The sequence below is a fragment of the Arthrobacter globiformis genome, assembly GCF_003261175.1.
Lineage (GTDB): Bacteria > Actinomycetota > Actinomycetes > Actinomycetales > Micrococcaceae > Arthrobacter > Arthrobacter globiformis_A.
Genome location: NZ_QLNP01000017.1, coordinates 54,508 through 79,568, shown reverse-complemented (window position 1 = coordinate 79,568; position 25,061 = coordinate 54,508). Strand labels below are relative to the sequence as shown.

25 protein-coding genes are annotated in these 25,061 nt (G+C 67.2%); 12 read left to right on the top strand and 13 right to left on the bottom strand.

Annotated features, from left to right (window positions below; all coding sequences use genetic code 11):
* Positions 1-98: 98 nt before the first annotated feature.
* From DBZ45_RS02145 to DBZ45_RS02120, 6 genes are all read left to right on the top strand, one after another.
* Positions 99-485 (top strand): hypothetical protein, encoded by a 387-nt coding sequence (locus tag DBZ45_RS02145; protein WP_111902337.1) that lies wholly within the window; start codon positions 99-101, stop codon positions 483-485.
* 237 nt (positions 486-722) lie between these two features.
* Positions 723-2,594, top strand: coding sequence for a molecular chaperone DnaK (gene dnaK, locus DBZ45_RS02140; RefSeq protein ID WP_111902336.1), 1,872 nt, complete (start codon positions 723-725; stop codon positions 2,592-2,594).
* A 2-nt stretch (positions 2,595-2,596) separates the two neighbouring features.
* Complete coding sequence (locus DBZ45_RS02135) at positions 2,597-3,274, top strand: nucleotide exchange factor GrpE (protein ID WP_111902335.1); 678 nt, start codon at positions 2,597-2,599, stop codon at positions 3,272-3,274.
* A gap of 95 nt (positions 3,275-3,369) precedes the next feature.
* Complete coding sequence (locus DBZ45_RS02130; protein ID WP_190242967.1) at positions 3,370-4,347, top strand: DnaJ C-terminal domain-containing protein; 978 nt, start codon at positions 3,370-3,372, stop codon at positions 4,345-4,347.
* A 15-nt stretch (positions 4,348-4,362) separates the two neighbouring features.
* Entirely contained in the window at positions 4,363-4,785 is a 423-nt protein-coding gene (locus DBZ45_RS02125) for a heat shock protein transcriptional repressor HspR (protein WP_111902394.1), read from the top strand.
* A gap of 140 nt (positions 4,786-4,925) precedes the next feature.
* Positions 4,926-7,646 (top strand): PEP/pyruvate-binding domain-containing protein, encoded by a 2,721-nt coding sequence (locus tag DBZ45_RS02120; RefSeq protein WP_111902334.1) that lies wholly within the window; start codon positions 4,926-4,928, stop codon positions 7,644-7,646.
* 58 nt (positions 7,647-7,704) lie between these two features.
* Here the strand turns inward: DBZ45_RS02120 and DBZ45_RS02115 are convergent, their stop codons facing one another.
* From DBZ45_RS02115 to DBZ45_RS02095, 5 genes are all read right to left on the bottom strand, one after another.
* Positions 7,705-8,664 carry a D-2-hydroxyacid dehydrogenase family protein gene (locus DBZ45_RS02115; RefSeq protein WP_111902333.1) on the bottom strand — a complete coding sequence of 320 codons (960 nt, stop codon included), beginning with the start codon at positions 8,662-8,664 and terminating at the stop codon, positions 7,705-7,707.
* A 93-nt stretch (positions 8,665-8,757) separates the two neighbouring features.
* A complete protein-coding gene (locus tag DBZ45_RS02110) occupies positions 8,758-9,150 on the bottom strand; it encodes a universal stress protein (RefSeq protein ID WP_111902332.1) in 393 nt (130 codons plus the stop codon).
* A complete protein-coding gene (locus DBZ45_RS02105; RefSeq protein WP_111902331.1) occupies positions 9,147-10,868 on the bottom strand; it encodes a tripartite tricarboxylate transporter permease in 1,722 nt (573 codons plus the stop codon). Before DBZ45_RS02105 ends, DBZ45_RS02110 begins: the two co-directional genes overlap by 4 nt.
* The gene (locus DBZ45_RS02100) at positions 10,869-11,372 is read right to left on the bottom strand and encodes a tripartite tricarboxylate transporter TctB family protein (protein ID WP_111902330.1); all 504 of its coding nucleotides are present in this window, start codon (positions 11,370-11,372) and stop codon (positions 10,869-10,871) included.
* Positions 11,369-12,379 carry a Bug family tripartite tricarboxylate transporter substrate binding protein gene (locus DBZ45_RS02095; RefSeq protein ID WP_111902329.1) on the bottom strand — a complete coding sequence of 337 codons (1,011 nt, stop codon included), beginning with the start codon at positions 12,377-12,379 and terminating at the stop codon, positions 11,369-11,371. Before DBZ45_RS02095 ends, DBZ45_RS02100 begins: the two co-directional genes overlap by 4 nt.
* 280 nt (positions 12,380-12,659) lie before the next feature.
* Here DBZ45_RS02095 and DBZ45_RS02090 point away from each other — a divergent pair, with 280 nt between their 5' ends.
* A complete protein-coding gene (locus DBZ45_RS02090) occupies positions 12,660-14,234 on the top strand; it encodes a sensor histidine kinase (RefSeq protein WP_111902328.1) in 1,575 nt (524 codons plus the stop codon).
* Between the two features lie 12 nt (positions 14,235-14,246).
* Entirely contained in the window at positions 14,247-14,915 is a 669-nt protein-coding gene (locus DBZ45_RS02085; protein WP_111902327.1) for a response regulator, read from the top strand.
* A gap of 30 nt (positions 14,916-14,945) precedes the next feature.
* On the opposite strand, the gene DBZ45_RS02080 is transcribed toward DBZ45_RS02085, so the two are convergent.
* On the bottom strand, positions 14,946-15,527 hold the full coding sequence (locus DBZ45_RS02080; RefSeq protein WP_111902326.1) for an adenylate kinase: 582 nt from the start codon (positions 15,525-15,527) through the stop codon (positions 14,946-14,948).
* Positions 15,528-15,719: 192 nt separating this feature from the next.
* Between DBZ45_RS02080 and DBZ45_RS02075 the strand changes: the two genes are divergently transcribed.
* Positions 15,720-16,274, top strand: coding sequence for a cysteine hydrolase family protein (locus DBZ45_RS02075; RefSeq protein WP_111902325.1), 555 nt, complete (start codon positions 15,720-15,722; stop codon positions 16,272-16,274).
* A 44-nt stretch (positions 16,275-16,318) separates the two neighbouring features.
* On the opposite strand, the gene DBZ45_RS02070 is transcribed toward DBZ45_RS02075, so the two are convergent.
* The 3 genes from DBZ45_RS02070 to DBZ45_RS02060 all read right to left on the bottom strand — a co-directional run bounded on the left by DBZ45_RS02070 (position 16,319) and on the right by DBZ45_RS02060 (position 19,041).
* The gene (locus DBZ45_RS02070; RefSeq protein ID WP_223256879.1) at positions 16,319-17,632 is read right to left on the bottom strand and encodes an RNA polymerase sigma factor; all 1,314 of its coding nucleotides are present in this window, start codon (positions 17,630-17,632) and stop codon (positions 16,319-16,321) included.
* On the bottom strand, positions 17,605-18,033 hold the full coding sequence (locus DBZ45_RS02065; protein ID WP_111902324.1) for a YciI family protein: 429 nt from the start codon (positions 18,031-18,033) through the stop codon (positions 17,605-17,607). Before DBZ45_RS02065 ends, DBZ45_RS02070 begins: the two co-directional genes overlap by 28 nt.
* 156 nt (positions 18,034-18,189) lie before the next feature.
* Positions 18,190-19,041 (bottom strand): Rieske 2Fe-2S domain-containing protein, encoded by an 852-nt coding sequence (locus DBZ45_RS02060; RefSeq protein ID WP_111902323.1) that lies wholly within the window; start codon positions 19,039-19,041, stop codon positions 18,190-18,192.
* Positions 19,042-19,148: 107 nt separating this feature from the next.
* On the opposite strand from DBZ45_RS02060, the gene DBZ45_RS02055 reads away from it, so the two are divergent.
* Positions 19,149-20,381: a benzoate/H(+) symporter BenE family transporter gene (locus tag DBZ45_RS02055; protein ID WP_223256878.1), complete on the top strand. Its 1,233-nt coding sequence runs from the start codon at positions 19,149-19,151 to the stop codon at positions 20,379-20,381.
* Here DBZ45_RS02055 and DBZ45_RS02050 read toward each other — a convergent pair.
* Both DBZ45_RS02050 and DBZ45_RS02045 read right to left on the bottom strand, forming a co-directional pair.
* A complete protein-coding gene (locus tag DBZ45_RS02050) occupies positions 20,378-21,235 on the bottom strand; it encodes a prephenate dehydratase (protein WP_111902322.1) in 858 nt (285 codons plus the stop codon). The genes DBZ45_RS02055 and DBZ45_RS02050 overlap by 4 nt on opposite strands.
* 68 nt (positions 21,236-21,303) lie before the next feature.
* Positions 21,304-21,666, bottom strand: coding sequence for a cupin domain-containing protein (locus DBZ45_RS02045; RefSeq protein WP_111902321.1), 363 nt, complete (start codon positions 21,664-21,666; stop codon positions 21,304-21,306).
* 176 nt (positions 21,667-21,842) lie between these two features.
* Here DBZ45_RS02045 and DBZ45_RS02040 point away from each other — a divergent pair, with 176 nt between their 5' ends.
* Positions 21,843-22,385, top strand: coding sequence for a flavodoxin domain-containing protein (locus DBZ45_RS02040; protein ID WP_111902320.1), 543 nt, complete (start codon positions 21,843-21,845; stop codon positions 22,383-22,385).
* Positions 22,386-22,411: 26 nt separating this feature from the next.
* Here DBZ45_RS02040 and DBZ45_RS02035 read toward each other — a convergent pair whose 3' ends face one another.
* On the bottom strand, positions 22,412-22,627 hold the full coding sequence (locus tag DBZ45_RS02035) for a sigma factor-like helix-turn-helix DNA-binding protein (protein ID WP_190242966.1): 216 nt from the start codon (positions 22,625-22,627) through the stop codon (positions 22,412-22,414).
* A 74-nt stretch (positions 22,628-22,701) separates the two neighbouring features.
* Complete coding sequence (locus DBZ45_RS02030; RefSeq protein ID WP_111902318.1) at positions 22,702-23,445, bottom strand: FadR/GntR family transcriptional regulator; 744 nt, start codon at positions 23,443-23,445, stop codon at positions 22,702-22,704.
* A 211-nt stretch (positions 23,446-23,656) separates the two neighbouring features.
* Here DBZ45_RS02030 and DBZ45_RS02025 point away from each other — a divergent pair, with 211 nt between their 5' ends.
* The gene (locus DBZ45_RS02025; RefSeq protein WP_111902317.1) at positions 23,657-25,021 is read left to right on the top strand and encodes an MFS transporter; all 1,365 of its coding nucleotides are present in this window, start codon (positions 23,657-23,659) and stop codon (positions 25,019-25,021) included.
* Positions 25,022-25,061: the final 40 nt, after the last annotated feature.

Genomic DNA, 25,061 nt, shown 5'->3' with positions numbered 1-25,061 from the left:
CGGCTGCTCCGGCCCCTGTTGCTGCCCGCGCCAGCTGAGTAGACTGCCACTGCGCCCGGACCGGGTGCGCGCAGTCCTTTCGAAGGAGTGATCAACCGATGACCGAAAACAGTGAGTCCGGCGCCGCGGGAAAGGCCCACACCGGTTCCAAAAATCCGGCGCTCGAGGGGGACAGCGGCCAGTACGTTGAGGGCGACTACGGCGATGCCGGGGTGGCGGGGGATAAGGCAGCCACCGAGCCCCAGGGCGAGTATCCGGTGGGTGATTACGGTGACGCGGGTGCGGTCGGAGCCCCCGCGGAGCAAGACGAAGGCGAATACCCCGAGGGCGACTATGGCCGCGCCGGCACCGTCGGCCAGGAGCTGCCCGGGGATGAAGAAGGCGAATATCCGGAGGGTGACTACGGTGCTGCCGGAGCCACCCCCGAAAACGGTGCTGCGGAAGAACCGAAGAAGGAAGACGGCGCCACGTCCTCGCGAGGTTAAGCGCACGTTCACGCTGGGCGAAATCGGACTCCCCTAGCTTATTAAGCCCCCGGTACTCCGCGGGTTTCCGCCGAGTATCGGGGGTTTCCTGCGCCCGAAGAGCTTCGGGCCGAAGCAAAGTTGAGCGTACATGACTCAAGTTTCGATTGACTTAAATTCCGTGCGGAGTAAAGTTGAGTGCAGATCGCTCAAGGAGTGGGCGAGCCCAAAGTTTCCACGGAAAGAAGGAAGCAACACATGTCACGTGCAGTAGGTATCGACCTCGGAACCACCAACTCCGTCGTCTCCGTTCTCGAAGGTGGCGAGCCCACCGTTATTGCCAACGCCGAGGGTGGCCGCACCACGCCGTCCGTCGTTGCGTTCTCCAAGTCCGGCGAGGTCCTGGTCGGCGAAATCGCCAAGCGCCAGGCCGTCAACAACATCGACCGCACCATCGCCTCCGTCAAGCGCCACATGGGCACCGACTGGTCCGTAGCTATCGATGACAAGAAGTACACCGCGCAGGAAATCTCCGCCCGTGTCCTTATGAAGCTGAAGAACGACGCCGAGTCCTACCTCGGCGAAAAGGTCACCGACGCTGTGATCACCGTTCCGGCCTACTTCAACGATGCCGAGCGCCAGGCCACCAAGGAAGCCGGCGAGATCGCCGGCCTGAACGTCCTCCGCATTGTCAACGAGCCCACCGCGGCCGCACTGGCCTACGGCCTGGACAAGGGCAAGGAAGACGAACTCATCCTGGTCTTCGACCTCGGCGGCGGAACGTTCGACGTCTCCCTGCTGGAAGTCGGCAAGGACGAGGACGACTTCTCCACCATCCAGGTGCGCGCCACCGCCGGTGACAACCGCCTCGGCGGCGACGACTGGGACAACCGCGTCGTTGAGTACCTGCTGAACCAGCTGAAGGTCAAGGGCATCGACCTGTCCAAGGACAAGATCGCCCTGCAGCGCCTCCGCGAAGCTGCCGAGCAGGCGAAGAAGGAGCTTTCCTCCTCTTCCAGCACCAACGTCTCGCTCCAGTACCTCTCCGTCACCCCGGACGGCCCGGTTCACCTGGACGAGCAGCTGACCCGCGCCAAGTTCCAGGACCTCACCAAGGACCTGCTCGAGCGGACCAAGAAGCCGTTCCACGACGTCATCAAGGAAGCCGGCATCAAGCTGTCCGAGATCGACCACATCGTGCTCGTCGGCGGTTCCACCCGCATGCCCGCCGTCTCCGAGCTGGTCAAGGAACTGGCTGGCGGCAAGGAGCCCAACAAGGGCGTCAACCCGGATGAGGTCGTCGCCGTGGGCGCCGCACTGCAGGCCGGCGTGCTGAAGGGTGAGCGCAAGGACGTCCTCCTGATCGACGTCACCCCGCTGTCCCTCGGCATCGAGACCAAGGGCGGCGTCATGACGCACCTGATCGAGCGCAACACGGCCATCCCCACCAAGCGGTCCGAGACCTTCACCACGGCTGACGACAACCAGCCGTCCGTGGCCATCCAGGTCTTCCAGGGTGAGCGTGAGTTCACCCGCGACAACAAGCCGCTGGGCACGTTCGAGCTGACCGGCATCGCACCGGCTCCGCGCGGCGTCCCGCAGGTCGAGGTCACCTTCGACATCGACGCCAACGGCATCGTTCACGTTTCGGCGAAGGACAAGGGCACCGGCAAGGAACAGTCCATGACCATCACCGGCGGCACCGCGCTCTCCAAGGAAGACATTGACCGCATGGTCAAGGACGCCGAGGAGCACGCAGCCGAGGACAAGGCGCGCCGCGAGGCCACCGACACCCGCAACACCGCGGAGCAGCTCGCCTACTCCGTGGATAAGCTGATCGCCGACAACAGCGACAAGCTGCCGGAAGAGGTCAAGACCGAGGTCCAGGCCGACGTCGACGCCCTCAAGAAGGCCCTCGAGGGGACCGACGACGCCGCCGTCAAGACCGCGTTTGAGAAGCTGCAGGCTTCCCAGACCAAGCTTGGCGAGGCCATCTACGCCCAGGCAGGTTCCCCGGACGGCGCCACCGGCGCTGCGGGTGCCGAAGGTGCCCCGGCCGGCGACAAGACGGGTTCTTCAGATGAAGATATCGTCGACGCCGAGATCGTCGACGAAGAAGAGAAGAAGTAACCATGCCGCATCACGGTAACGAAGAAGAGCACAACTCTTCCCGAGACCAGAGCGGCAGCCGCGACGAGCCGGTCATCCGGGACCACCGCAAGGTGGACCCCGTGACCGGGGAGGCCCGGCACCCGGAGGGCGGGCAGTCCTCGGACACCAGCCCGTCGGATTCCGACGGCGACGCCCTCGCCCAGGCTGAGGAAATCCTCAACCAGGTCGAGGTGCCCGCCGACGAGTCCGTGGCGCAGGGGGTTCCGGCAGGCGCAACCACCGGCGCCGAGGCGGCGGAGCTGAAGAACGACCTGCTCCGCCTGCAGGCCGAGTACGTCAACTACCGCAAGCGGGTTGAACGCGACCGTGCCGTGGCAGGGGAGATGGCCGTCGTCGGCGTCCTGAACTCCCTGCTGCCGGTGCTGGACGACGTCGACGCTGCCCGCCAGCACGGTGACCTCGCGGACGGCCCGTTCGCCGCGATCGCCACCAAGCTGGAGAACGCGCTGAAGACGTACGGACTGACCCGCATCGACGAGACCGGCGTGGAGTTCGATCCGACCATCCACGAGGCCCTCATCCAGCAGCCCGGCGATGACATCGAGGTTGACACCGTCAGCCAGGTGCTCCGATCCGGCTACAAGTCGGGTGAGCGGGTCCTCCGGGCGGCACAGGTAATCGTCGCGGTCCCGGCGTAGCATTACCCCCATCGAGATGGCAGTTCGCAGTAGTGCTGGGCAACCACATTGCTGTGAACTGCCATTTCGGCACAGATTTTTGAAAGGAAACGCCATTGGCTAGCCAGGACTGGGTGGACAAGGACTTTTACAAGATCCTTGGTGTTGCCAAGGACGCTTCCGACGCTGACATCAAGAAGGCTTACCGGAAGCTCGCTCGGCAGCACCACCCTGATACGAACTCCGGGGATGCTGCTGCGGAGAAGAAGTTCAAGGACATTTCCGAGGCGTACTCCGTGCTGTCCGATCCTGATGAGCGGCAGCAGTACGACGCCATCCGTGCCATGGGCGGCGGTGCACGCTTTGCCCCGCACGGCGCGGGCAGCACCGCGAACGGCGGCTTCGAGGACCTCTTCGGCGGCCTGTTCACCGGCGGCGGCGGCCGCCAGCCCGGCGGATTCAGTTCTGCTGGCGGCATCCCGCCCGAGTTCGCCGACCTGTTTGGCGGCGGCTTCGGGGGCGGCCCGGCCGGCTACCAGCGCGCCCCGCAGAAGGGTGCCGACCGGACGGCCAGCACCAGCATCTCCTTCTCCGGATCCATCCGCGGCACCACCATCGGGCTGCGTGAACCGGACGGTGAGGTCATCGACGTCCGGGTACCTGCGGGCATCAAGGACGGCCAGAAGGTGCGCGTCCGCGGCAAGGGCCAGTACGGTCCTGCGGGCAACGGCGACCTGCTGGTCACGGTAAACGTCAAGAACCATGACTTTTACACCCGCGACGGCGACAACCTCCGGATCCACGTGCCCGTCAGCTTCCCCGAAGCTGCTTTGGGCGCCGACATCGAGGTTCCCACGATCGACGGTGAACACGTCCGGGTCCGCGTTCCCGCCGGTACTCCGTCGGGGCGCACACTCAGGGTGAAAGGCCGCGGCGTAAAGACGTCGAAGGGTACCGGTGACCTGCTGGTGACCATCGACGTCGCCGTACCGCAAAACCTGAGCAAGGAAGCGGAGGAGGCCGTGAAAGCATTTGCGGCCGCCACCACCGGTGCGGACGTCCGCCAGGGCCTGGCAGCCAAGGCCCGGCTTTAGCGACGGGTGCCGGCCGTGGAAATCAACTTTGATCAGCCGATCTTCGTCATCTCGGTGGCCGCCGAGCTCGCCGACATGCACCCGCAGACACTCCGCCAGTACGACCGGCTGGGCATCGTCTCGCCCAGCCGGGCGCCGGGCAAGTCCCGCCGCTACTCCCAGCGGGACGTGAACCGGCTCCGTGAGGTGCAGCGTCTGTCCCACGAGGGCGTCTCGCTCGAGGGGATCAAACGCATCCTGGAACTCGAAAACCAGGTTGCTGCCCTGCAGCACCGGGTGGCCGAACTGACCGACGAACTGGCCCGCCGTCGTCAGCCGCTGGATTCCCGGATCTTCGCCGCCGGCACCGCCGGCGACGTGGTGAGCCTGGCGCGCGGCCAGCGCCCTAGGCCCCGTTCGCAGGCCGTGGTGGTGTGGCGTCCGCGCGGCGACGTCTAGCCAGCCCCTCGGTAGCCGTTCCCGCTGGCCTTCCCCATTGCCAGAAAAACGTGCGGTGCCAAAATAGGGTGCAGCGCTAGAACGGGGTCACCAGCCGCAATGCCGCGGTCCCGGTTCCCGGGCAGAAGGGACGCAGGGTCATGACCTACATAAAGGACTTTGACCAGCTGGGACGCGGCGATGTGGACGAGGCAGGCGGCAAGGGTGCAAACCTCGGCGAGTTGGCCCGGGCCGGTTTCCCGGTGCCGCCGGGCTTTGTTCTCACCACGCCGGCCTACCAGGACTTCGTCAACGCCAACGGGATCGCCGGCCGCATCCTCGAGCTCGCCGCGCTTCCCGCCGGCGCTTCGAACGACGACTACGAGACCGCCGCGCGGCAGATCCGCTCCCTGTTCGCCGAAAGCACGATGCCCGAGGAGATTGGTGCCGAAGTCCGCGCTGCTTACAGGCGGCTGAGCCACCAGGCGGCGGACCTGGGCGAAGAGGACGGCGCGGAGTCCAGCGGCGACTACGCCGCGCGGGTTGCGGTTCGCTCGTCGGCCACCGCGGAGGACCTCGCCTCGGCCAGCTTCGCCGGCCAGCAGGACACATATCTGAACGTCTCCGGGCCAGACGCCGTCGTCGCCGCCGTCATCAACTGCTGGGCGTCGCTGTGGAATGCCCGCGCCATGGCGTACCGCGTACGGAACGGCTTTGATCCGACCACGGTGCGCCTCGCGGTGGTGGTCCAGGAGATGGTCGACGCCGGGGCCGCCGGCGTGCTGTTCACCGCCAACCCCGCCACCGGCCGCCGCGACGAGGTAGTGATCAGTGCCGCCTGGGGGCTGGGTGAATCGGTGGTCAGCGGGGCCGTCACCACGGACGACGTCATAGTGGATGCCGCGACGGGCCGGGTAAGGCAGCGCCGGACGGCCGACAAGGACGTCATGACGGTTTACGGCGGAATAGGCACCAGGGAGCAGCCGGTCCCCGAAGAGAAGCGCCGGGAGCCGGTGCTCGGCGACGATGCGGCGGCCGCGCTGGCCCGGCAGGGAACGGCCATTGCGCAGCACTTCGGGGTGCCCCAGGATATCGAGTGGGCGCAGGCGGCAGGGGATTTCTTCATCCTGCAGGCCCGTCCCATCACCGCGTTGCCGGAGCCCTCGGCCGATGCTCCGACGGAGTGGCCGCTGCCCTATCCGAACGGGATGTACTTCCGGGCCAGCATCGTCGAGCAGTTGCCGGACCCGTTGTCGCCCCTGTTCGCCGACCTCATCGACGGCGCCGTGGTGCGGTCGCTGAACGCCCTGCTCAACGAGGCTTTCGGCAAGAGCGTGGTGCGGCCCGGGGACATCTCGCTGCCCACCGTCAACGGCTACGCGTACTACTACTACAACAACGCGGGGATGCGGCGGGTCATGGGCAAGTCGCTGACGGCGATGCGGGCGCTGGCCCAGGGCAAGGCCAACATGGGCATCAAGGGATGGCGCGACCACTCGCACCCGAAGTACCGCGGGCTGGTGAAGTATTGGGCGGCCAAACCGCCGTCGGACCGTCCTGCTTCAGAACTGCTGAAAGGCATTTCCGCGCTGCTGGACGCGGGCGCTGCTTATTACACCGCCGTGCAGTCCATCATCCCGATCGCGGCCACCAGCGAGATCATGTTCCGGGGCTACTACGACAAGCTCGTCCGGCGGCCCGGGGACCCGTCCGCGGAAGTCTTCCTCGTCGGTTATGACAGCGAACCCATCCGCGCGGAGAAATCCCTGTATGACCTGGCCGTGTGGACCCGCGAAAGGCCGCGACTCGCCTCGGCCATCACGGAGGGACCAGCGGCCGGCATCGCCGAAGCTCTCCGCAGCGGCACGCCCCCGGCGGGTAGGGGCGCGGGCGTGGACGGGATTGCGGCGGTGGACCAGGACGAGTGGGACGAGTGGAGTTCCCGCCTCCAGCGGCACCTGGACCGCTACGGGCACGCCGTCTACAACCTGGACTTCGTCAACCCCGTGCCGGCCGATGACCCCTCCGCCCTGCTCGAGACCCTGAGGTACTTCGTGCGCGGGCAGGGGAAGGATCCGCACGAGCGCCAGCAGCGGTCTGCCGACCGGCGGGAGGAGCAGGGCCGGCTGATCAGCGCCAGGCTGGGGCCGCGCCGTCGTGCAGTCTTCCGCAGGTTGCTGCGCTGGGCGCAGAAAGCGGCGCCCGTCCGTGAAGACGCTCTGGCCGACGTCGGACTGGCCTGGCCGCTGATGCGCCGGATGCTGCTGGAACTGGGGGCGCGGCTCACGGCCTCGGGCGTCATCGCCGCACCGTCCGACATCTTCTGGCTCCGTCTCGACGAACTCCGCAACGCCGTCGACTTCGGGCTGGCTAAGCCCGGCGCGGCCATCACGGGCACGGACCGGCCGGTGCGGGCCGAGGCCGTTGAACAGCGCAAGATGCTGTGGCGGGGCCAGCGGAAAGCCGCGGCCCCGCAGCTGCTGCCCGAAAGCCGCTGGATGGAACGGGCCTTCGGGAGCATGATGCCCGCACGAACCCAGCAAAAGGCGGGCGCCGTCATCACCGGCGTCGGCGCCAGCTCCGGACATGTCAGCGCGCCGGCCCGGCTGCTGCAGGGTCCCGACGACTTCGCCAGCATGCAACCGGGCGAGGTGCTGGTGGCACGCATGACCACCCCCGCCTGGACACCGCTGTTTGCGATGGCGTCCGGCGTGGTCACGGATGTTGGCGGCCCGCTGAGCCACAGCTCGATCGTCGCCCGGGAGTACGGCATCCCCGCCGTTTTGGGTACGGGCGTGGCTACCCAGCGCGTGACCAGCGGACAGCAGGTAAAGGTCGACGGCGACGCCGGAACCGTCACGCTCGACAGTTCCGGTAGCTGACCCCAACTGGGTAGCAGCACAGGGCGTTCTCAGAGCTGGGAACGCCCTGATGTGCTACCTAGTTGGGCGTCAGCGTCCGGATCGGGGAGCCGTCCAGCCACGCCGTGACGTCCTCGAGCGCGCCGCCGAAGAAGGCCCGGTAGCTGGCATCGGTCACATACCCCAGATGCGGAGCCAGCAGGGTCCGGGGCGCCCCGAGGAGGGGATGGCCGGCGGGCAGCGGTTCCTGGTCGAACACGTCGAGCGCTGCTCCGCGGATCCACCCCTCATGCAGTGCCGTGACCAGCGCCCGCTGATCCACCAGGGGGCCGCGGGCAGTGTTCACCAGCACGCCGTCCGGGCCGAGCAGGCGCAGTTCACGTTCACCGACTATCCCCTCCGAACGCGGCGACAGCCGCAGATGCAGGGACACGACGTCGGACTCCCGGAACAGCTCGTCTTTGCCGACCTTGCGGGCGCCCGCCGCCGCAGCGGTTTCCTCGGTCAGGTTCTGGCTCCAGGCCAGCACCTCCATCCCGAAGGCGCGGCCGTAGCCGGCGATCCGCTTCCCGATTTTGCCCAGCCCCACAATTCCGAGGGTCTTGCCGGACAGCTCGAAGCCGACGCCCGTCTGCCAGCGCCCGCTGCGTAGGCAGGCCTCCTCCTGGGTCAGGTTCCGGGCGAACGCCAGCAGCAGCGCCCACGTCAGTTCGGGCGCGGCCGTGGGGGAGCCGCCCGTTCCGCAGACGGTGATCCCCAGCCGCGAGGCTGCCTCCACGTCGATCGAGGCATTGGCGGCGCCGGTGGTGACCAGCAGTTTCAGCCGGGGCAGCTTTTCGAGGACCCGGCCCGGAAAGGGCGTTCGCTCCCGCATGGCAATAATGACGCTGGCGTCCTGCAGCGTTTCCACAACCTCCGCTTCAGTGGCGAGGTGCTGGTTGAACACGGTGACGTCGACGCCACGCTGTTCGAGGGAGCTCCAGTCGGCAAAGCTGTGGGCCACGCGCTGGTAGTCGTCGAGAATCGCGAGCTGGTGCATGCTGTCCTTCTGCCTTAAGACCAAAAGAGGCAGGAACCCGCCGGTGCGGGCCCCTACCTCTTGAGGCTAGTCGAGTGGTGCCTGGTTACGGGGCTAGCTGGCCTTGACTGCCAGCACCGGGCAGGATGCCTCCAGCAGGATCTGCTGCGCAGCACTGCCCATGATCAGCTTGCCCACGGGAGTGCGGCGCCGGAGGCCGATCACAATGAGTTCGGCCCGGTACTTCTCCGCCGCCTCCAGCACCTCATTGGCCGCATCGTTGCCGCGCACCGGCTGCAGGACCAGATGCTCAATCCCTTCCCGGTCCAGCCGCTCCGTCAATGCGGAGATGTCCTCCGCCTGGGCGTAGCGCTTGTCAACGATGGCGTCTCCCCTGGAGGAGTTGATGATGACCAGCCGGCTCTGGCTCTTCTGCGCCTCGGTGATGGCCCGGTCCAGGGCTGCGGTGCCCTCGGCCGTGGGGATATAGCCGACAATGATGCTCACGATTTCTCCTGTCCGTGGTTGGCATGGGTAGCATCGGCGCGGCGGCGGCCTGCATCAGGCCCCCGATCAGCGGGCGCCTCAGCACCGGATCCGTCAACAGGGCCTCCCTCCACATGGCGTCCCTCAACAGCAGGCGCCTCGGCGAAGGGTGCGGCAGCGGGTCCGGCGGCGGGTCCGTCAACAGCAGGTCCGTCAACAGCAGGTCCGCCGGCCACGACGAGTCCGCCCGTCCGGGGACGCCGGGCGCGCCAGAGCCGTGCCGCCAGCGGCCACAGGAGTACCAGTGCCACGATGATGTAGACCACGACGGCGATCGGTTCGTTCCAGAGGCCGGACACGTCGCCGGCGCTCAGCTGCAGCGCCTGGCGGAGCTGCTTTTCGAGGCGAGGCCCCAGGATTACGCCGAGGATGAGCGGCAGGACGGGCAGCCCGTAGCGGCGCATCATGAAGCCGAGGGCGCCCAGGACCAGCAGGAGCATCAGGTCGAACGCCTGCAGGTTCACCGAGTAGGCGCCCAGCGTGGCGAAGAAGAGGATGCCGGCGTACAGGTAGGGGCGCGGCAGTCGGAGCAGTTTCGCCCAGACCGGGGCCAGGGGGAGGTTGACCAACAGCAGCAGGAAGTTGCCAATGAACAGGCTGGCGATCAGCGCCCACACCAGCGGACCCTCGTTTTGGAACAGCAGCGGTCCCGGCTGGATGCCGAACTGGGTGAATGCGGCCAGCATGACGGCGGCGGTGGCGTTGGTCGGCAGCCCGAGGGCCAGCATCGGGGTCAGGGTGCCGGCTGCGGCCGCGTTGTTGGCTGCTTCGGGCCCGGCGACGCCTTCGATGGCGCCCTTGCCGAACTCCTCGGGGTGCTTGGAGAGCCGTTTCTCGGTCACGTAGGAGAGGAAGGTGGGGATCTCGGCGCCGCCGGCCGGCAGCGCGCCGAAGGGGAAACCGAGGGCAGTACCGCGCAGCCACGGCTTCCAGGACCGCTTCCAGTCCTGCTTGCCCATCCACGGCCTGCCGACCGGGATGATCTGCAGCGGGGTGCGGCGCAGGTGCGCCGCCACCCACAGGGCTTCACCGACGGCGAAGATCGCCACGGCGATCACGACGACGTCGAGGCCGTCGGAGAGCAGCGGCAGGCCGAAGGTGAGGCGGGCCTGGCCGGAGACGAAGTCGAGGCCGACGAGGCCGATTGCCAGCCCGAGTCCGAGGGACGCGAAGCCGCGCAGCTTGGACGAGCCCAGGACGGCGGTGACGGCGAGCAGGGACAGGACCATGATGGCGAAGTAGCTTGGGGCGCCAAGGCTCACGGCGAACTGCACCACGATCGGCGCGAAGACCACAAGGAGCGAGGTGCCGATGGCGCCGGCGACGAACGAGCCGATGGCGGCCGTGGCCAATGCCTGGGCCGCCTTGCCGGCCTTTGCCATCAGGTTGCCCTCGATGGCGGTGATCACCGAGGACGATTCACCGGGGGTGTTGAGCAGGATCGAGGTGGTGGAACCGCCGAACATGCCGCCGTAGTAGATGCCGGCAAACATAATGAAAGCGCTGGTCGGTTCAAGGACGGTGGCTACCGGGAGCAGCAGTGCCACGGTCATGGCCGGGCCGATCCCGGGCAGGACGCCGACGGCGGTGCCCAGGATGACGCCGATCAGGGCGTACAGGAGGTTCATGGGGGTCAGCGCGGTCGCGAACCCGTCCATGAGTGAGGACAGGACGTCCATCTAGAGAATCCCTTCAAGGAGCCCGGCGGGAAGGGCAATGCCCAGGCCGAGGTAGAAGCCGTAGAAGGTCAGGAGCGCCAGAGCCAGGGAGATCAGTCCGTCGCGGACATAGTGGCGGCTTCCGAGCGCCCAAACGCTGCCCCAGAAGAGCACCGTTCCGGAGATGACCCAGCCGGCCCAGTCGATCAGCAGGATGTTGGCGATGAAGGCGCCGGCCAGAGGCAGGACGGTCTTCCAGTCGGCCGGGTGGGTCAGGTCGACGTCCTCGCCGGCCTCGGCCTCACCGCGTCCGCCCCGGAGAACGTTCACTGCCAGCAGCACGGCGCAGATGAGCAGGAGTCCTCCCACGATCATCGGCAGGGCCTTGGGGCCCACCGGATCCGACTGGGAGTACGGCACAACCAGGCGCGCTGCGTCAAAGAGGACCAGGGCGCCGACCGCCCCGAGCAGGGCTGCGACGCCCAGCTCGGAGCGGCCTTTGAGGCGGGAGGCCAAGGAGGTCACGCCAGGCCGAGCTTCGTCAGGACGTCGGCAACGCGCTTGTCCTGGTCGGTGAGGAAGGACTTGAATTCGTCACCCGTGATGAAGGCGTCGGTCCAGCCGCGCGTCTTCAGCGTCTCCTTCCAGGATGCCGATTCATGCATCTTCTCCAGGGTTGCGATCAGGGCGTCGCGGTCGGCGTCGCTAATGCCGGGAGGGGCCACGATGCCGCGCCAGTTGGTGAAGACCAGGTCGATCTTGGATTCCTTGAGCGTTGGGGCGTCCACTCCCTCAAGCCGGTTCTCGCCACTGGTTGCCAGGACCCGGATATCGCCGGCCTTGATCTGCTGGATGTATTCACCGGCGCCGGAAGCCGCGAAGCCCAGCTTGTTGCCGATGATTGCCGGAAGAAGGTCGCCACCGCCATCGTAGGAAACGAAGTTAACCTTCTTGGCATCGATGCCCACGGCACCGGCGAGCTGCATCGGCAGGAGGTGGTCCGGGCCGCCGGCTGAGGAACCGCCGCCGACGCTGATCTTGGACGGGTCCTTCTTCCACGCCGTCACCAGGTCGTCGATGGTCTTGTACGGCGAGTCCTTGGACACCATGATGGCGCCGGGCTCTTCGATGAGCCGGGCCACGGGGGTGGTGTCGGTCAGCTTCGACTGGGACTTGTTGGTGTAGCTGGCGCCGACGACGCCAAGGCCCATGAGCATGGCGAGGTCGCCGTTGCCCTTTTCGTTGACGATGCGGGCCAGGCCAACGGTGCCGCCGGCGCCGGCCAGGTTGAAGACCTCGGGGTTGGTGGCAAGCTTCTCGTCCTCGAGAACCTTCGCCGCGGCGCGCGCCGTGGTGTCGTAGCCGCCGCCGGGCGTGTTCGGCACCATGATGCGGAGCCCGGCAAGGGGTGCGGTGCTTGCTCCGCTCGTGGAGGGGCCGGCGGCAGTCTTGCCGGTAGCTCCGCAGCCGGACGCCATCAGGGCGATGCCTGCGGCTACTGCGGCCACGCGCAGTGCGCTCATTCCGCGCATGTTGTTCCTCTTCTCGTTTTTGATCCGTTTGATCGGGTGCTTCCGATGCTAGGCCCGAACGTGACGGGGCTCACGCTTGTGTAAGCAGAGAAAGTTAAGTTCATTTCGTTCACGTTTCCGGCTCCCAACGAGGTTGCCGGCCGAGGCGTCCTGTAGGGGGTTTCAGGCGCTGCGGACTCCGCGGAACGCAGCGCCCAAAGTCCGGTAGCGTGTCCCGTATAGCTCACCCTCACCCGCAGACCCACAGGAAGAACAGCAGCACATGACTCGACGGCGAGGAATGTCCCTTGCGGGACAGTATCTTCGGCTGCAGCTCCTGATTGTGCTGGCCGTGCTGGTGGCAGTGGTGGCGATTTCGCTGGCCCAGTCGGCGGCAGCTTTTGAACGGGTCGAGGGCCGGCGCGCGCTCTCTGCCGCGGAGACGCTGGCTGCCACCCCCGCGGTGCGAAGCCTCCTGCCGGATGCCCAGCCGCAAAGCGGATCGGTGCTTCCCTCAGTGTCCGAGGCGGTGCGCACGATTTCGGGGTCCTCCCAGGTTGCGCTGGCCCGGTCCGACCGGACGATGGTGACGTCGTCGGACCCGTCTCTGGTGGGCCACCAGCTGGAACTCGGCGACAGTGCGGTGATGTCCGGGCGGGCGTGGACCGGGGTGGTCGGAACCGGGGCAGAGGAGGCCGTAGTGGCCCACGTGCCGGTGCTGGACGATGCCGGCAAAATGGTGGGGATCGCCGTCGTCGGCAGGAGCTACCCCTCGGTGCTGGAGCGGCTGGGCGACGCCGTCCCCAACCTGCTGACCTATCTGGGCGTGGCCAGTGTCCTGGGCGTGGCCGGCTCGTTCCTGCTGGCGCGCCGCGTCAAACGGCAGACGCTGGGCATGGAGCCGGACGAGATCACCGGCCTCGTGGAGAACCGGGAGGCGATGCTGCACGGGCTCAAGGAAGGCGTGGTGGCGCTGGACCCCCAGCAGCGGATCACAGTGGTCAACGACAGCGCGCGGAGCCTGCTGAATCTGCCGCACGACTGTGTCGGGAAGAACCTGGCCGCCCTGGAGGTGCCGCCTGCTCTGCGCGAGGTCCTCACCCAGGACCAGCCCGGCCCGGACCGGCTGGTCCTCGTGGGGGAGAAGCTGGTGGTCTTGAACCGGATGCCCATGCGCTCGCACGGGCGCGTGATCGGCTCCGTCACCACCCTCCGCGACCGGACCGAGCTGGCTTCGCTGGAACGCGAGCTGGGCACGACGCGAACGGCCACCGACACCCTCCGGGCACAGGCGCACGAGTTCGCCAACCAGCTGCACACCATCTCCGGCCTGATCCAGATCGGCGAGTATGACGCCGTCGTCCAGTTCGTCAACGGCACGACGTCGAACCGGACGCGCCTGAACGACGACGTGACCAGCAGGATCGAGGACCCGGCCCTCGCCGCGCTGTTCATCGCCAAGTCCAGCCTTGCCGCGGAGCGCGGCGTTTCCCTGCAGCTCGCCGAGGAGTCCCGGCTGGGCAAGGTGGATGAGGAAATGTCCCGCGACCTGACCACAGTGGTGGGCAACCTGGTGGACAACGCGCTCGACGCCGTCACCAACACCTCCGAAGCAAAGGTCGAGGTACATATCGAAGAGAACGACGGCGGCGTGCGGGTTGAGGTGCGGGACTCGGGTCCGGGGGTCCCGGTGGAGGTCATGGACGACATTTTCCGGCAGGGGTTCAGTACCAAAAATTCACCCGACGGCGGCCGCGGCTACGGCCTGGCGCTCGCCAGGGTGGTCTGCCAGCGGCGCGGCGGCCGGCTCGCGGTGCGGAACGACCACGGCGCGGTGTTCACGGCACTGCTGATGCGCAAAACTGCTGATGCTTAGGGAGGAGCGGCCTTGATCAAGGTACTTATCGTCGACGACGACTTCATGGTGGCCAAAGTCCACGCCGGCTTTATCCAGCGTACACCGGGGTACGCCGTCGTCGGCGTCGCGCACACGGGCGCGCAGGCGGTGCTGGAGACCGCACGGCTGCAGCCGGACCTGGTGCTGCTGGACATCCATTTGCCCGACGTCAACGGCCTGGACCTGATGCACCAGCTGCGTGACGTGGCGCCCGAGCTGGACGTGCTGGTGATCAGCGCTGCACGCGAGGTGGAGACGGTGCGGAAGGCGCTCCGCGGCGGGATCGTGCACTATTTGATCAAGCCGTTTTCGCAGACCGACCTGCAGGAGCGGCTGCAGCACTACCGCACCACGTACCAGAGCCTCGACTCGTCCAAGGACGTGGCAGAACAGTCGGACGTCAACCGCGTGTTTGGGCTGGAACGCGCGGACCGGCCGCTGCCGAAGGGTTGCAGCGCCGAGACGCTCCAGGTGGTCGAGAAGGCGCTGCGCGCCGGCGGCGCCGACGTGTCGGCCGCCGAACTGGCTGTGCAGGTGGGGACGTCGCGCGTCAGCGCTCGCCGCTATCTGGAGTACCTCAACGACGAGGGGCTGGTGGACGTGACACTCAAATACGGCGTCGGACGCCCCGAGCGGAGGTATGTGTGGAAAACGGGGTGAACACCGCGGTGTTCAGGATGGCCGTGGTGTTCAGGGCTGCGCCCTGACGGCTTCGATGCCCTGCAGTGCGCTCACAGTGACCGCGTCGATGTCCGCCGTGCCGTCGACGCTGACCAGCAGGTTACGACGGCCGTAGCGGGCGATGACGGGTTCCGTTTCCTGCCGGTACAGCTCCAGCCGGTGGCGGATGACGTCTTCGGTGTCATCGCTCCGCCCCTCGGCATCGGAGCGGAGCAGCAGCCGCCGGACGATCTCGTCGTCGTCGGCGGTAATTTCCACCACGGCATCGAGCCTGTTCCCGGTGGCGTCCAGGATGCCGTCGAGGTCGTCCATCTGGCTCACGGTGCGGGGGTAGCCGTCCAGGAGGAATCCGTTCCTCGCGTCCCGTTCCTGCAGCCGGTCCCGCAGCATGGCAGTGGTGAGATTGTCCGGGACGAGGTTGCCGGCGTCGAGGAATTCCTTGATTTCCCGGCCCAGCGGCGACCCGTCGGCCAAGCGGCTGCGGAACATGTCCCCCGTGGATATCTCCGGGATGTGCAGCTGTCCGCTGAGCCGGTGCGCCTGGGTGCCCTTGCCCGAGCCGGGCGGGCCGATGAGCAGGATGCGGGTCATGATTTTGGTCCGATCTGCCGAGAAAGCACGCTAGGGCCATTCTTCCGCCCGCCCGCTCGGCCTGCAATGGGTGGGTGCTCATGTGCCGGGGTGTTCACAACGGCCGGGTGTTTCCAACGGTGGCGGCGGCTCCTAGGCTGGGACCCACCAGCCACCGGGCAAGGAGACCCTCATGACCACGTTGAGACCCTCATGACCACACTGCCGGACCGGCCAAACACCGCCCTGGTGGTGCTGGATATGCAGAAAGGGGTGGTGGCCGAAGCGCACCAGCGTGACGCCGTGGTCTCCAACATCGCCGCACTGGTGGACAGGGCGCGCGAAGCCGGGGTCCCGGTGGTCTGGGTCCAGCATTCCGATGACCGGCTGGAGAAGGGCAGCGAGGCCTGGGAGTATGTGCCCGAACTTGGGCGCCGCGACCAGGAACCGGTGGTGCACAAGTCATTCAGCGACGCCTTCGATGACACCGATCTGGAACAGATGCTGGCCGCAGCGGCCGTGGGGCGGCTGATGATCGCCGGAGCCCAGACGGACGAATGCATCAGGTCCACCATCCACGGGGCGTTCGTCCGCGGCTACGACGTGACGCTGGTCAGCGACGCCCACACCACGGAGGACCTGACCGAATGGGGCGCCCCGCCGCCGGACCAGGTCATTGCCTTCACGAACCTCTACTGGAAATACCACCAAGGGCCGGGGCGGACCGCCGCCGTCGAAGAGACCAAGGACATCACCTTCACCGGCTGAACCGGACTGAGCCGGATGGGTGCCAGATGGCTGCCCGGTGCCGGTCAGCTGTCGGGCGCCGGCAATATGCCGCCAGCGCGCTCCTCCAGAAGCTCCCGCGTGCGCTGGTTCCTGGCCAGGCCGGCCGCCGCAATGAACTCGGAACGCGCCTCTTCGCTCCGCCCGAGCCGGACCAGCAGTTCCCCGCGGACACTGGGCAGCAGGTGCGTTCCCCGCAGCGCGCCTCCGGAGGCAAGGGCGTCCACGATAGCCAGCGCGGCCGCCGGTCCGGTGGCCATGGAAACCGCCACGGCCCTGTTCAGTTCCACCACGGGGCTGGGCGCGATCCTGCCCAGCGCCTCATAAAGCAGCACGATGCGCTGCCAGTCAGTGTCGTCCACGCTGGGCGCCATCGAGTGGCATTCGGCAATGGCGGCCTGCAGCGCATAGTTGCCGCGGCCCCGGCCTAGCGCGTCGCAGCGGCGCAGGGCGGCACGGCCCCGGCCGATCTGCGCCCGGTCCCACCGCGTCCGGTCCTGGTCCGCCAGCAGGACCGGAGACCCGTCGGGAGTGGTGCGGGCAGGGAAGCGGGACGCCTGGAACTCCATCAATGCCACGAGCCCGTGGGCCTCGGGTTCGCGGGGAACCAGCCCGGCCAGGATGCGCCCGATCCGCAGGGCCTCGTGGGCCAGGCCGGGCCTGATCCACGCATCCCCCGAGGTGGCGGCGTAGCCTTCCGTGAACATCAGATAGACGACGCCGAGGACCGCTCCCAACCTGGCGCCCCACTCGTTCGGCTCGGGAACCTCGAAAGGCACCCGGGCCGCCGCCAGCGTTTTCTTGGCCCGCACTATGCGCTGCTGCACGGTGGCGACGGGAACCAGGAACAGCCGGGCAATCTCCTCTGTGGTGAGGCCGCCCACCACCCGCAGCGTCAGGGCCATCTGGGCCTCCCGGGAGAGGACAGGGTGGCACGCGGTGAAGACGAGCCTGAGCACGTCGTCCTCCAGCGGAACCCAGGCCACGCCGTCGTCGTCTTCCAGGTCCCGGGCTATGGCCCGGTACCGCTCCTCCAGCCGCTCGGAGCGGCGCCACGCGTCGATGGCCTTGCGCTTGGCGACGGCGGTGAGCCACGCGGCGGCGTTGTCCGGCGTCCCGGATACCGGCCATTGGGTCAGGGCCTCGGCCAGGGCTTCCTGGGCAAGGTCCTCGGCGAAACCGACGTCGCGGGTGGCGCGGGCGAGGGCCGCGACGATGCGTGCCCCCTCGATGCGCCAGAGGGCATCAATCCGGCGCCGTACCGCGGCTCCCGCCTGTTCGTTCACGGGGTCTTCACCCACCGTCAGCCGGCTCAGGGCTGGTTCAGCTCCTGGCGCCATACGGCTTCCTTCTGGATGTACTCGTTGTCCTTGAAGTCGGCGAAGTCGTCGGCTTCAGCTATCCGGCGGACCTCAAGTTTCGATCCGGGACCAAGCGGGCAGCGGCTGGCCCACTCCTTCGCCTCTTCCTTGGAGGCCACCTGGACAATCCAGAAGCCGTTGAACAGTTCATGGGTTTCGCCGTAGGGGCCATCCGTCACCACCGGCGGGTCCTCGTCGAAGTTGACCACGAAGGCCGAGCCTTCGGACAGGTCGGTCAGGCCCTCACCGGCGAGCATGACGCCGGCCTTGATGAGTTGTTCGTTGTAGGCGCCCATCTGGTTGAGGATCTCCTCGAAAGGAACCCGCTTCGACGCTTCGATGGCTTCGTCCGTGGCCCGCATGATGAACATGTACTTCATGGTTCTCTCCTTGCGTTGACGTGGACGCCCTGTGCGTCCGTCTACTATCCCGTCGAACGGGTCTTGCAGAAATCGACAAGAGGCCGGGAATTTTTTGGCCGGCTGGTTTCTGACGGCGCTAACGGACGGGAACCGCGCGCTCCTGGACGGCGACTGCTAGCCGCGCCGGCGGACCTCAATCTGGCCGTCGTTCACCCTGGCTTCATAGCTCGGCTGGGGCGTGGTCGCCGGCCCGCGGACTATGTGGCCGTCCTCCAGCCGGAACGTGCTGCCGTGCCAGGGGCAGGTGACGCAGCCGTCGGCGATGGTTCCCTCCTCGAGCGGACCGCCCATGTGGCTGCACACGCTGTCCAGGGCCAGGACCTGGGAGCCGGAGCGGTACAGCAGAACGGAGATCTTGCCCGCATCCACTTTCCGGTGCTCACGGTCTGCAAGTTCGGACTCCGCCAGAACGGGCTTCCAGTCCCGGGGGCCCGTCCTGCCTGCCGTCTTGTTGACGTTGACCGCGTTGCCGTAGCTGAGGTGGCCGCCGAGGAAGCCGCCAAACATCAGGACGCCGAAACCGGCCAGTCCCAGAGTTTTTCCGACGGTCCGGCTTCCGGACGCCCGGGACACGGCCGAGGACGAGAACAGGCAGAGCGCCGTTCCGTTGGCGACCGCGTGGACCAGACCCACCCGCCGTGACTTTCCCTGCGTGTCGGACCAGTCATTGAGGCCGGCGGCTGCGGTTGGAACTGCCGTTGCGATTCCGACGGCGACCAGGATGTCGGCGGCCGGCTCGGATGCCGGCCCTCCCACGGTGTCCAGGATGGTTGCCATGGTCCAGGCCCCGATGGGGAAATCGGTCAGGACGGGGTGCAGCGGATGGCCCAGTGACGTGCCGCTGAGGGTGTTGCGGACGGGTCGCGGCTGGACGGCTTTTCCAACGGCCTTGGAGATGGCGGACGCCACCCCGTCCAGCCGATCGAAGTGTTCGATGGCATCAACTAACGCGTGCAGCGGGTTCATGGTGCACTCCTTCGGCCCGGCAGTCAGGACAGGTGGTGCACCAGTCTGCATCGCCCGGCGCACGATGACAAGGTGCCGGCAGACAGTCTCCGGTAACGTACTTTCACATGCCGCCGCCCTCGCCCCAAATATCCCGCGACCCCGCTGCCCCTGTTTCCGAGGGGCTGGCAAGGCCGGTCACGGCGGGCATCGTGACGGCGCTTGTCGGCTTCACCTCGACCTTCGCCGTGGTGCTCTCCGGCCTCCGTGCCGTGGGGGCAAACCCGCAGCAGGCGTCGAGCGGCCTCCTGGCCCTCTGCCTGGCGGTGGGCGCGGGCGTCGTGTTCCTCGCCTGGCGGAGCAGGCTTCCGGTGACCCTCGCCTGGTCAACGCCGGGCGCCGCTTTGCTGGCTGTCGGGGGAGTTCCCGACGGCGGGTGGCCGGCCGCCGTCGGCGCCTTTCTGGTGACGGGGGTTCTGATCGCTGTGACCGGGCTCGTCCGCCCTTTGGGGCGGTTCATCAGCAGCATCCCGACAGCACTGGCACAGGCAATGCTGGCCGGAGTTCTCCTGCCGTTGTGCCTTGCCCCGGTGGAGGGCCTGCAGAGCGCTCCGCTGCTGGTGGTTCCGGTATTGCTCTGCTGGCTGCTGTTGTCGCGGTTCGCGCCGCGCTGGTCGGTTCCCGGTGCGCTGGCCGTGGCGCTCGCCGGCATTCTGGTCCAGCTGGCTATTGAAGGACGGGCAGTGCCAACGGCGGGCCTGCTGCCGGCGATGGAGTGGACAACGCCCTCCTGGTCGCTGGGTGCGGTGGCGGGCATCGCACTGCCGCTGTACATCGTCACCATGGCGTCCCAGAATGTGCCCGGGGTGGCGGTGCTGGGGTCCTTCGGTTACCAGGCGCCGTGGCGGCCCTCCATGCTGGTGACCGGTACCGGCACACTGCTGGCCGCGCCGTTCGGCGGCCACGCCATCAACCTTGCCGCGCTCAGCGCCGCGCTGGCCGCCGGGGAGGAAGCGGGCGCGGACCGCAGCTGGCGCTGGGTGGCAGGTTTCGTGTCGGGTCTGGCCTACCTGCTCCTTGGAGCCTTCTCCGCGGGGCTCGCCGCCCTGGTGGCTGCCGCTCCTCCGGGGGTACTGGAAGCCGTTGCCGGACTGGCACTGCTGGGCACACTCGCCGGGTCTGCCGCCTCGGCGCTGGGAGAACCGGGCGAGCGGACCGGCGCGGTGGTGACCTTCCTGGTGGCCGCCTCAGGGCTGAGCTTCCTGGGCATCGGGGCGGCGTTCTGGGCCCTGCTGGCGGGGCTCCTGGTCAGCGCAGTCCTCAAGGACCGGAACCGGCCGCAGGGCAAAACTGCTGGTTAGTTGCTGGCCGCCCGCTGCGTTCTGTGGTCAGCTGCCGGGTAGACCCCGAGGATCCACAGCTCGGTGGTGAAGAAGCCCAGTTCCTCCAAAGCCAGGCGGAGCGGAAGGTCCTCGGGGTGGCCTTCGACATCTGCCATGAACATGGTCGCGGCAAACTCGTTGCCCACCATGTAGCTTTCAAGCCGGGTCATGTTCACACCGTTCGTGGCGAAGCCGCCCAGGGCCTTGTAGAGCGCGGACGGAACGTTCCGGACACGGAAGACGAAGCTGGTGACTGCCGGTCCGGGCAGGGCTTCCCGGGCCGGCAGTTCCGTCTCCCGGGCCAGGACCACAAAGCGGGTGGTGTTGGAGGGGTCGTCCTCGACCGCTGACGCCAGGACCTCAAGTCCGTAGAGTTCGGCAGCGAGCGGCGGCGCGAGGGACAGCTTGGCGGGATCGTTCCACTCGCGCACCTCGCGGGCTGACCCTGCGGTATCGCCGGCGATCACGGGTTTGAGCCCGGCCTCGCGGATCAGCTTCCGGCACTGGCCCAGGGCGTGAATGTGGCTGTGGACCTCCGTGGCCCCCTCGATGGTGCTGCCCGGGATGCCGAGCAGATCGAAGTGGATGGGCAGGAAGAACTCTCCCACGATCTGCAGGCCCGAGTGCGGCAGCAGCAGGTGGATGTCGGCCACCCGGCCGGCGATGGAGTTCTCGATCGGAATCATGGCCAGATCCGTCTCGCCGCTGGACACCAGCTCGAACGCGTCCTCGAAGCTGGCGCAGGGAACGCTCTCCAGGTCGGGGAACATCTGCTTGCAGGCTATGTCTGAGTTGGCGCCGGGCTCACCCTGGAACGCAATTTTCTGGGCCATGCTCCGTATGATGTCACGCCCGGCGCCGCCTTACCCAAACGCGGGTTGGTGCGGCACCGGCGTGCTGCTCACCTCTTCGCGTAGTCGGAGAACCCCTGCCAGTCGATTACTACGCAGGCTTCATCGCCAACGGTCCAGGCATCATGTCCAGGCTGGATGATGCCGAAATCGCCCGGCCCGAACTCCATTTCCTCGCCGTCATCCATGACGACCTTCATCCGGCCGGAGATGAAGTAGCCCATGTGGGCAGCCTGGCAGCTGTCGGTCCCTGCGATCGGTTTTACGTGCTCGGACCACCGCCATCCCGGCTCGAACGTGGCACGGCCGACGCCGCCGCCCTCCATGTTGACCAGTTGGAGTTGACCCTTGCCGCCCTCAAACGGCCGCGTCTCCTCGGGGGAGTCAAAACTCTTGCGGATTAAACCTGGCATCTGGACCTCCTGTTGTGGATATTTCTGTACGGGGGATGAAGGCTTGAATCGCAGCTGCGGCTGCTTGTTACGCCACGTTGTAGGCCTGCCCGGACGGCATGTCAAGGACCGGAAACATCGGCCCCTTCCGCTCGCCGGAATTTCTGCCACGCTTGAGAACGGAAGGGAGTTTCCCCATGTCCGTCCTGGTTGCCTATGCAAGCGCGTTCGGGTCCACCGCCGAGATCGCGGAACGCATTGCCTCGGGTGTGCGGAATGCCGTGAACGATGTTGAGTGCCGGCCGGTGGACGATGTCGAGGCTGCTTCCGGGTACGACGCCGTCATCCTGGGCAGCGCCATTCATAACCAGGAATGGTTGCCCGCAGCCGTGTCCTTTGTCAGCCGTTTCTCCGCCGAGCTGGACGGGATGCCGGTGTGGTGTTTCAGCGTGGGGATGTCGGATGGGCTGCCCAAGTTTCTTCGGGCGCGCGGTGCAGCCCTGCAGCAGGAACGCCTGGCACAGTATTTGCGGCCACAGGTCCCGCTTCGAGACCACAAACTGTTCTCCGGCGTCTACCAGGCCGCCCAGATGCCGGCCATGCTCCGGGGCTTGTTCCGTCTTACCGGCGGGAGGTTCGGTGACCTCCGTGACTGGGACGCCATCGATTCGTGGGCCGGTGAGGTCAGTGCGCAGCTGGCCGCCCCTTCTTCGCCCGGACCTTCTTCGCCCGGCTCATAGACGCCGCAACCACTGGGCGTGCGGCGCTACGGAAGGTTCTGGCCGGCGCTACGTTGGTCAAGGAGCCGGCGCAGGGTACGCAGCGCGGCAAGCGCCCGGTGGGTTACCGAGTCGGCGGGAATGCCCAGCTGCACTGCCGCTTCGGCCACCGTGAGCCGGCAGTAGTGAAGTGCCACCAGGACGTCCCGCTGCTCGCTCTCAAGCTCCGTCAGGGCTTCCCGGATTCCGTGGTCATTGAGCATGGAAATCAGACTCGCGTCGCGGCCTTCGAGATTTCCTAGGGACGAACCCCCATAGTTGGGCAGCATCGCGCGCCCTACTGGGCGGCGTCGAACCCCGCGAGCAGCCGCCGGGTGGCAGTCTGCATGTGTGAACGCATGGTGGCGGTGACGGCAGCGGGATCATGGGCCTCGAGGGCTGTGAGGATTTCGCGGTGTTCCTTCAGCGCCGCGGCCGCATGGCCTTCGTCGGTCAGTGCCCGGTCCACCCAGATGCGGAGCAGCGAGCGGATGCTTTGCAGCAGCTCGCGGAGCACCTGGTTGCCCGAGCTGACGGCGATCTCCCGGTGGAACGCGGCGTCCGCCTCGACGAACGCGGCCAGGTCCTCGAGGTTATCTTCCATGGTCTGCAGGTTGGCGCGCATGCGGTCCAGCGCCGCATCGTCGATGCGTTCAGCCGCCAGCTGCGCAGCCTGCACTTCGAGCCCGCTCCTCAGCTCCACCAGCTCGCGGGTGCGGGGGGCGCCCAGCATAAGGCCCCAGCTCAGGGTCCGGGGCAGCAGCTCCGAGACTCCGTCCCGCAGATAAGTGCCGGAGCCCGGCCGCACGATCACGATGCCCAGGATCTCCAGGGCCGCCAACGCTTCGCGGACTGCGGACCGGCCAACGCCGAGGGAGGCTGCAAGCGTCCGTTCGGCAGGAAGCCTGGTGCCGGCCGCTATATCCCCGCTGGTGAAGTAGGCCAGCAGGCGTTCCGCGACCTCGGACACCACCGACCCTTGTTCCATGGGGCCTAGCGCGGCGCTGATCTTGGCCGTGGCGGCGGCGGAGTTTGCGGACATCTTTTAAGGGTAGCAACCGGCTGACCAATTTCCGGGGCAAACGGCTGCGCAGGGGAAACCCGTCAACCGGTTGACCAATTTGCCGTTCCGGTCGTATGGTTGATCTCACAACGCGTAGCCAATGCCGGTCTCCTGCCGGCGGAGGGCATGAGACAACCCCTAAGCATCCAGAGCAGGACGCGGCCGGGGATACCAACATCTAGGAGTCAATGTGGACACCACACAATCGGTGGTCGAAAGATCTGCAATCAGGAAAGTGGCTATCCGGCTGGTGCCGTTCGTCGCTTTGATGTTCTTCATCAACTACCTGGACCGCACGGCCATCTCCTTTGCCGGCCCCAACGGCATGAACACAGACCTCGCCCTCTCCGCGGCGCAGTTTGGCTTCGCTTCCGGTGTCTTCTTCATCGGCTACATCCTGCTCGAGGTCCCCAGCAACCTGGCCCTGCACAAGTTCGGCGCCCGGCGCTGGCTGGCCCGCATCATGGTCAGCTGGGGCATCGTTTCGCTCCTGTTCACGTGGGTCGGAAACGTTGAGCAGCTCTACATCCTGCGCTTCATCCTCGGTGTGGCCGAAGCCGGCTTCTTCCCGGGCGCCATCCTCTTCCTGAGCCTTTGGGTTCCGGCCCGGCACCGCAGCAAGATCCTTGCCCTCTTCTACCTGGCCCAGCCGCTGACCACCGTCATCGGTGCCCCGCTCGCCGGCCTCCTCATCCAGCAGCACGGACTCTTCGGCCTCGCAGGCTGGCGGGTCATGTTCTTCGGCGTTGCCGTCCCCGCGATCATCATCGGCGTCATTGCCTGGTTCTACCTGGCGGACTCCCCGGCGAAGGCCAAGTGGCTCACGGCCGAAGAAAAGACCTGGCTGACCGGTGCACTGGAGAAGGAAAAGAAGGAAACCGCCGCCAGCAACAAGCACGTCAGCGTCCGCACCGTCTTCGGCAACGGCCGCGTCTGGATGCTCGCCGCAATCTACTTCGGCTTTATCTACGGCCTCTACGCCCTCGGCTTCTTCCTCCCCACCATCATCGCCGGCTTCGAAGGCATCTACGGCGCCAAGTTCGATGTCTTCCAGAAGGGCCTGATCACCGCGATCCCGTACCTGCCGGCAGCCATCGCCCTGTACTTCTGGTCCAAGGACGCCACCAAGCGGGGCGTCAAGACCTGGCACATTGCCATTCCTGCCCTGGTCGGCGGACTCAGCATCCCGCTGGCACTGTTCGCCGGTTCCCCGGCAGCCACCATCGCCGTCATCACCATCACGGCCATGTCCATCTTCGCCGCGCTGCCCAACTTCTGGACCGTTCCCACCCAGTTCCTCACCGGCGCAGCCGCCGCGGCGGGCATCGCCCTGATCAACACGGTCGGCAACCTGGCGGGCTTCAGCGCCGGCTACATCACCGGCTGGCTCAAGGACTGGACCGGCGGCTACACGGTCCCGATGTTCGTCGTCGGCGGCTTCATGCTCCTGTCGTGCATCCTGATGGTGGCGCTGAGCCGCTCCGGCAAGGTCAGCGAGGGCATCGCCGCCGAGGCGCTGGATCCCGCCGGCGCCGGACACCACTCCGAGCCGTAGGCGCGGCCCGCCCAACCAACTCGCAGTTGTTGTCGTTTTG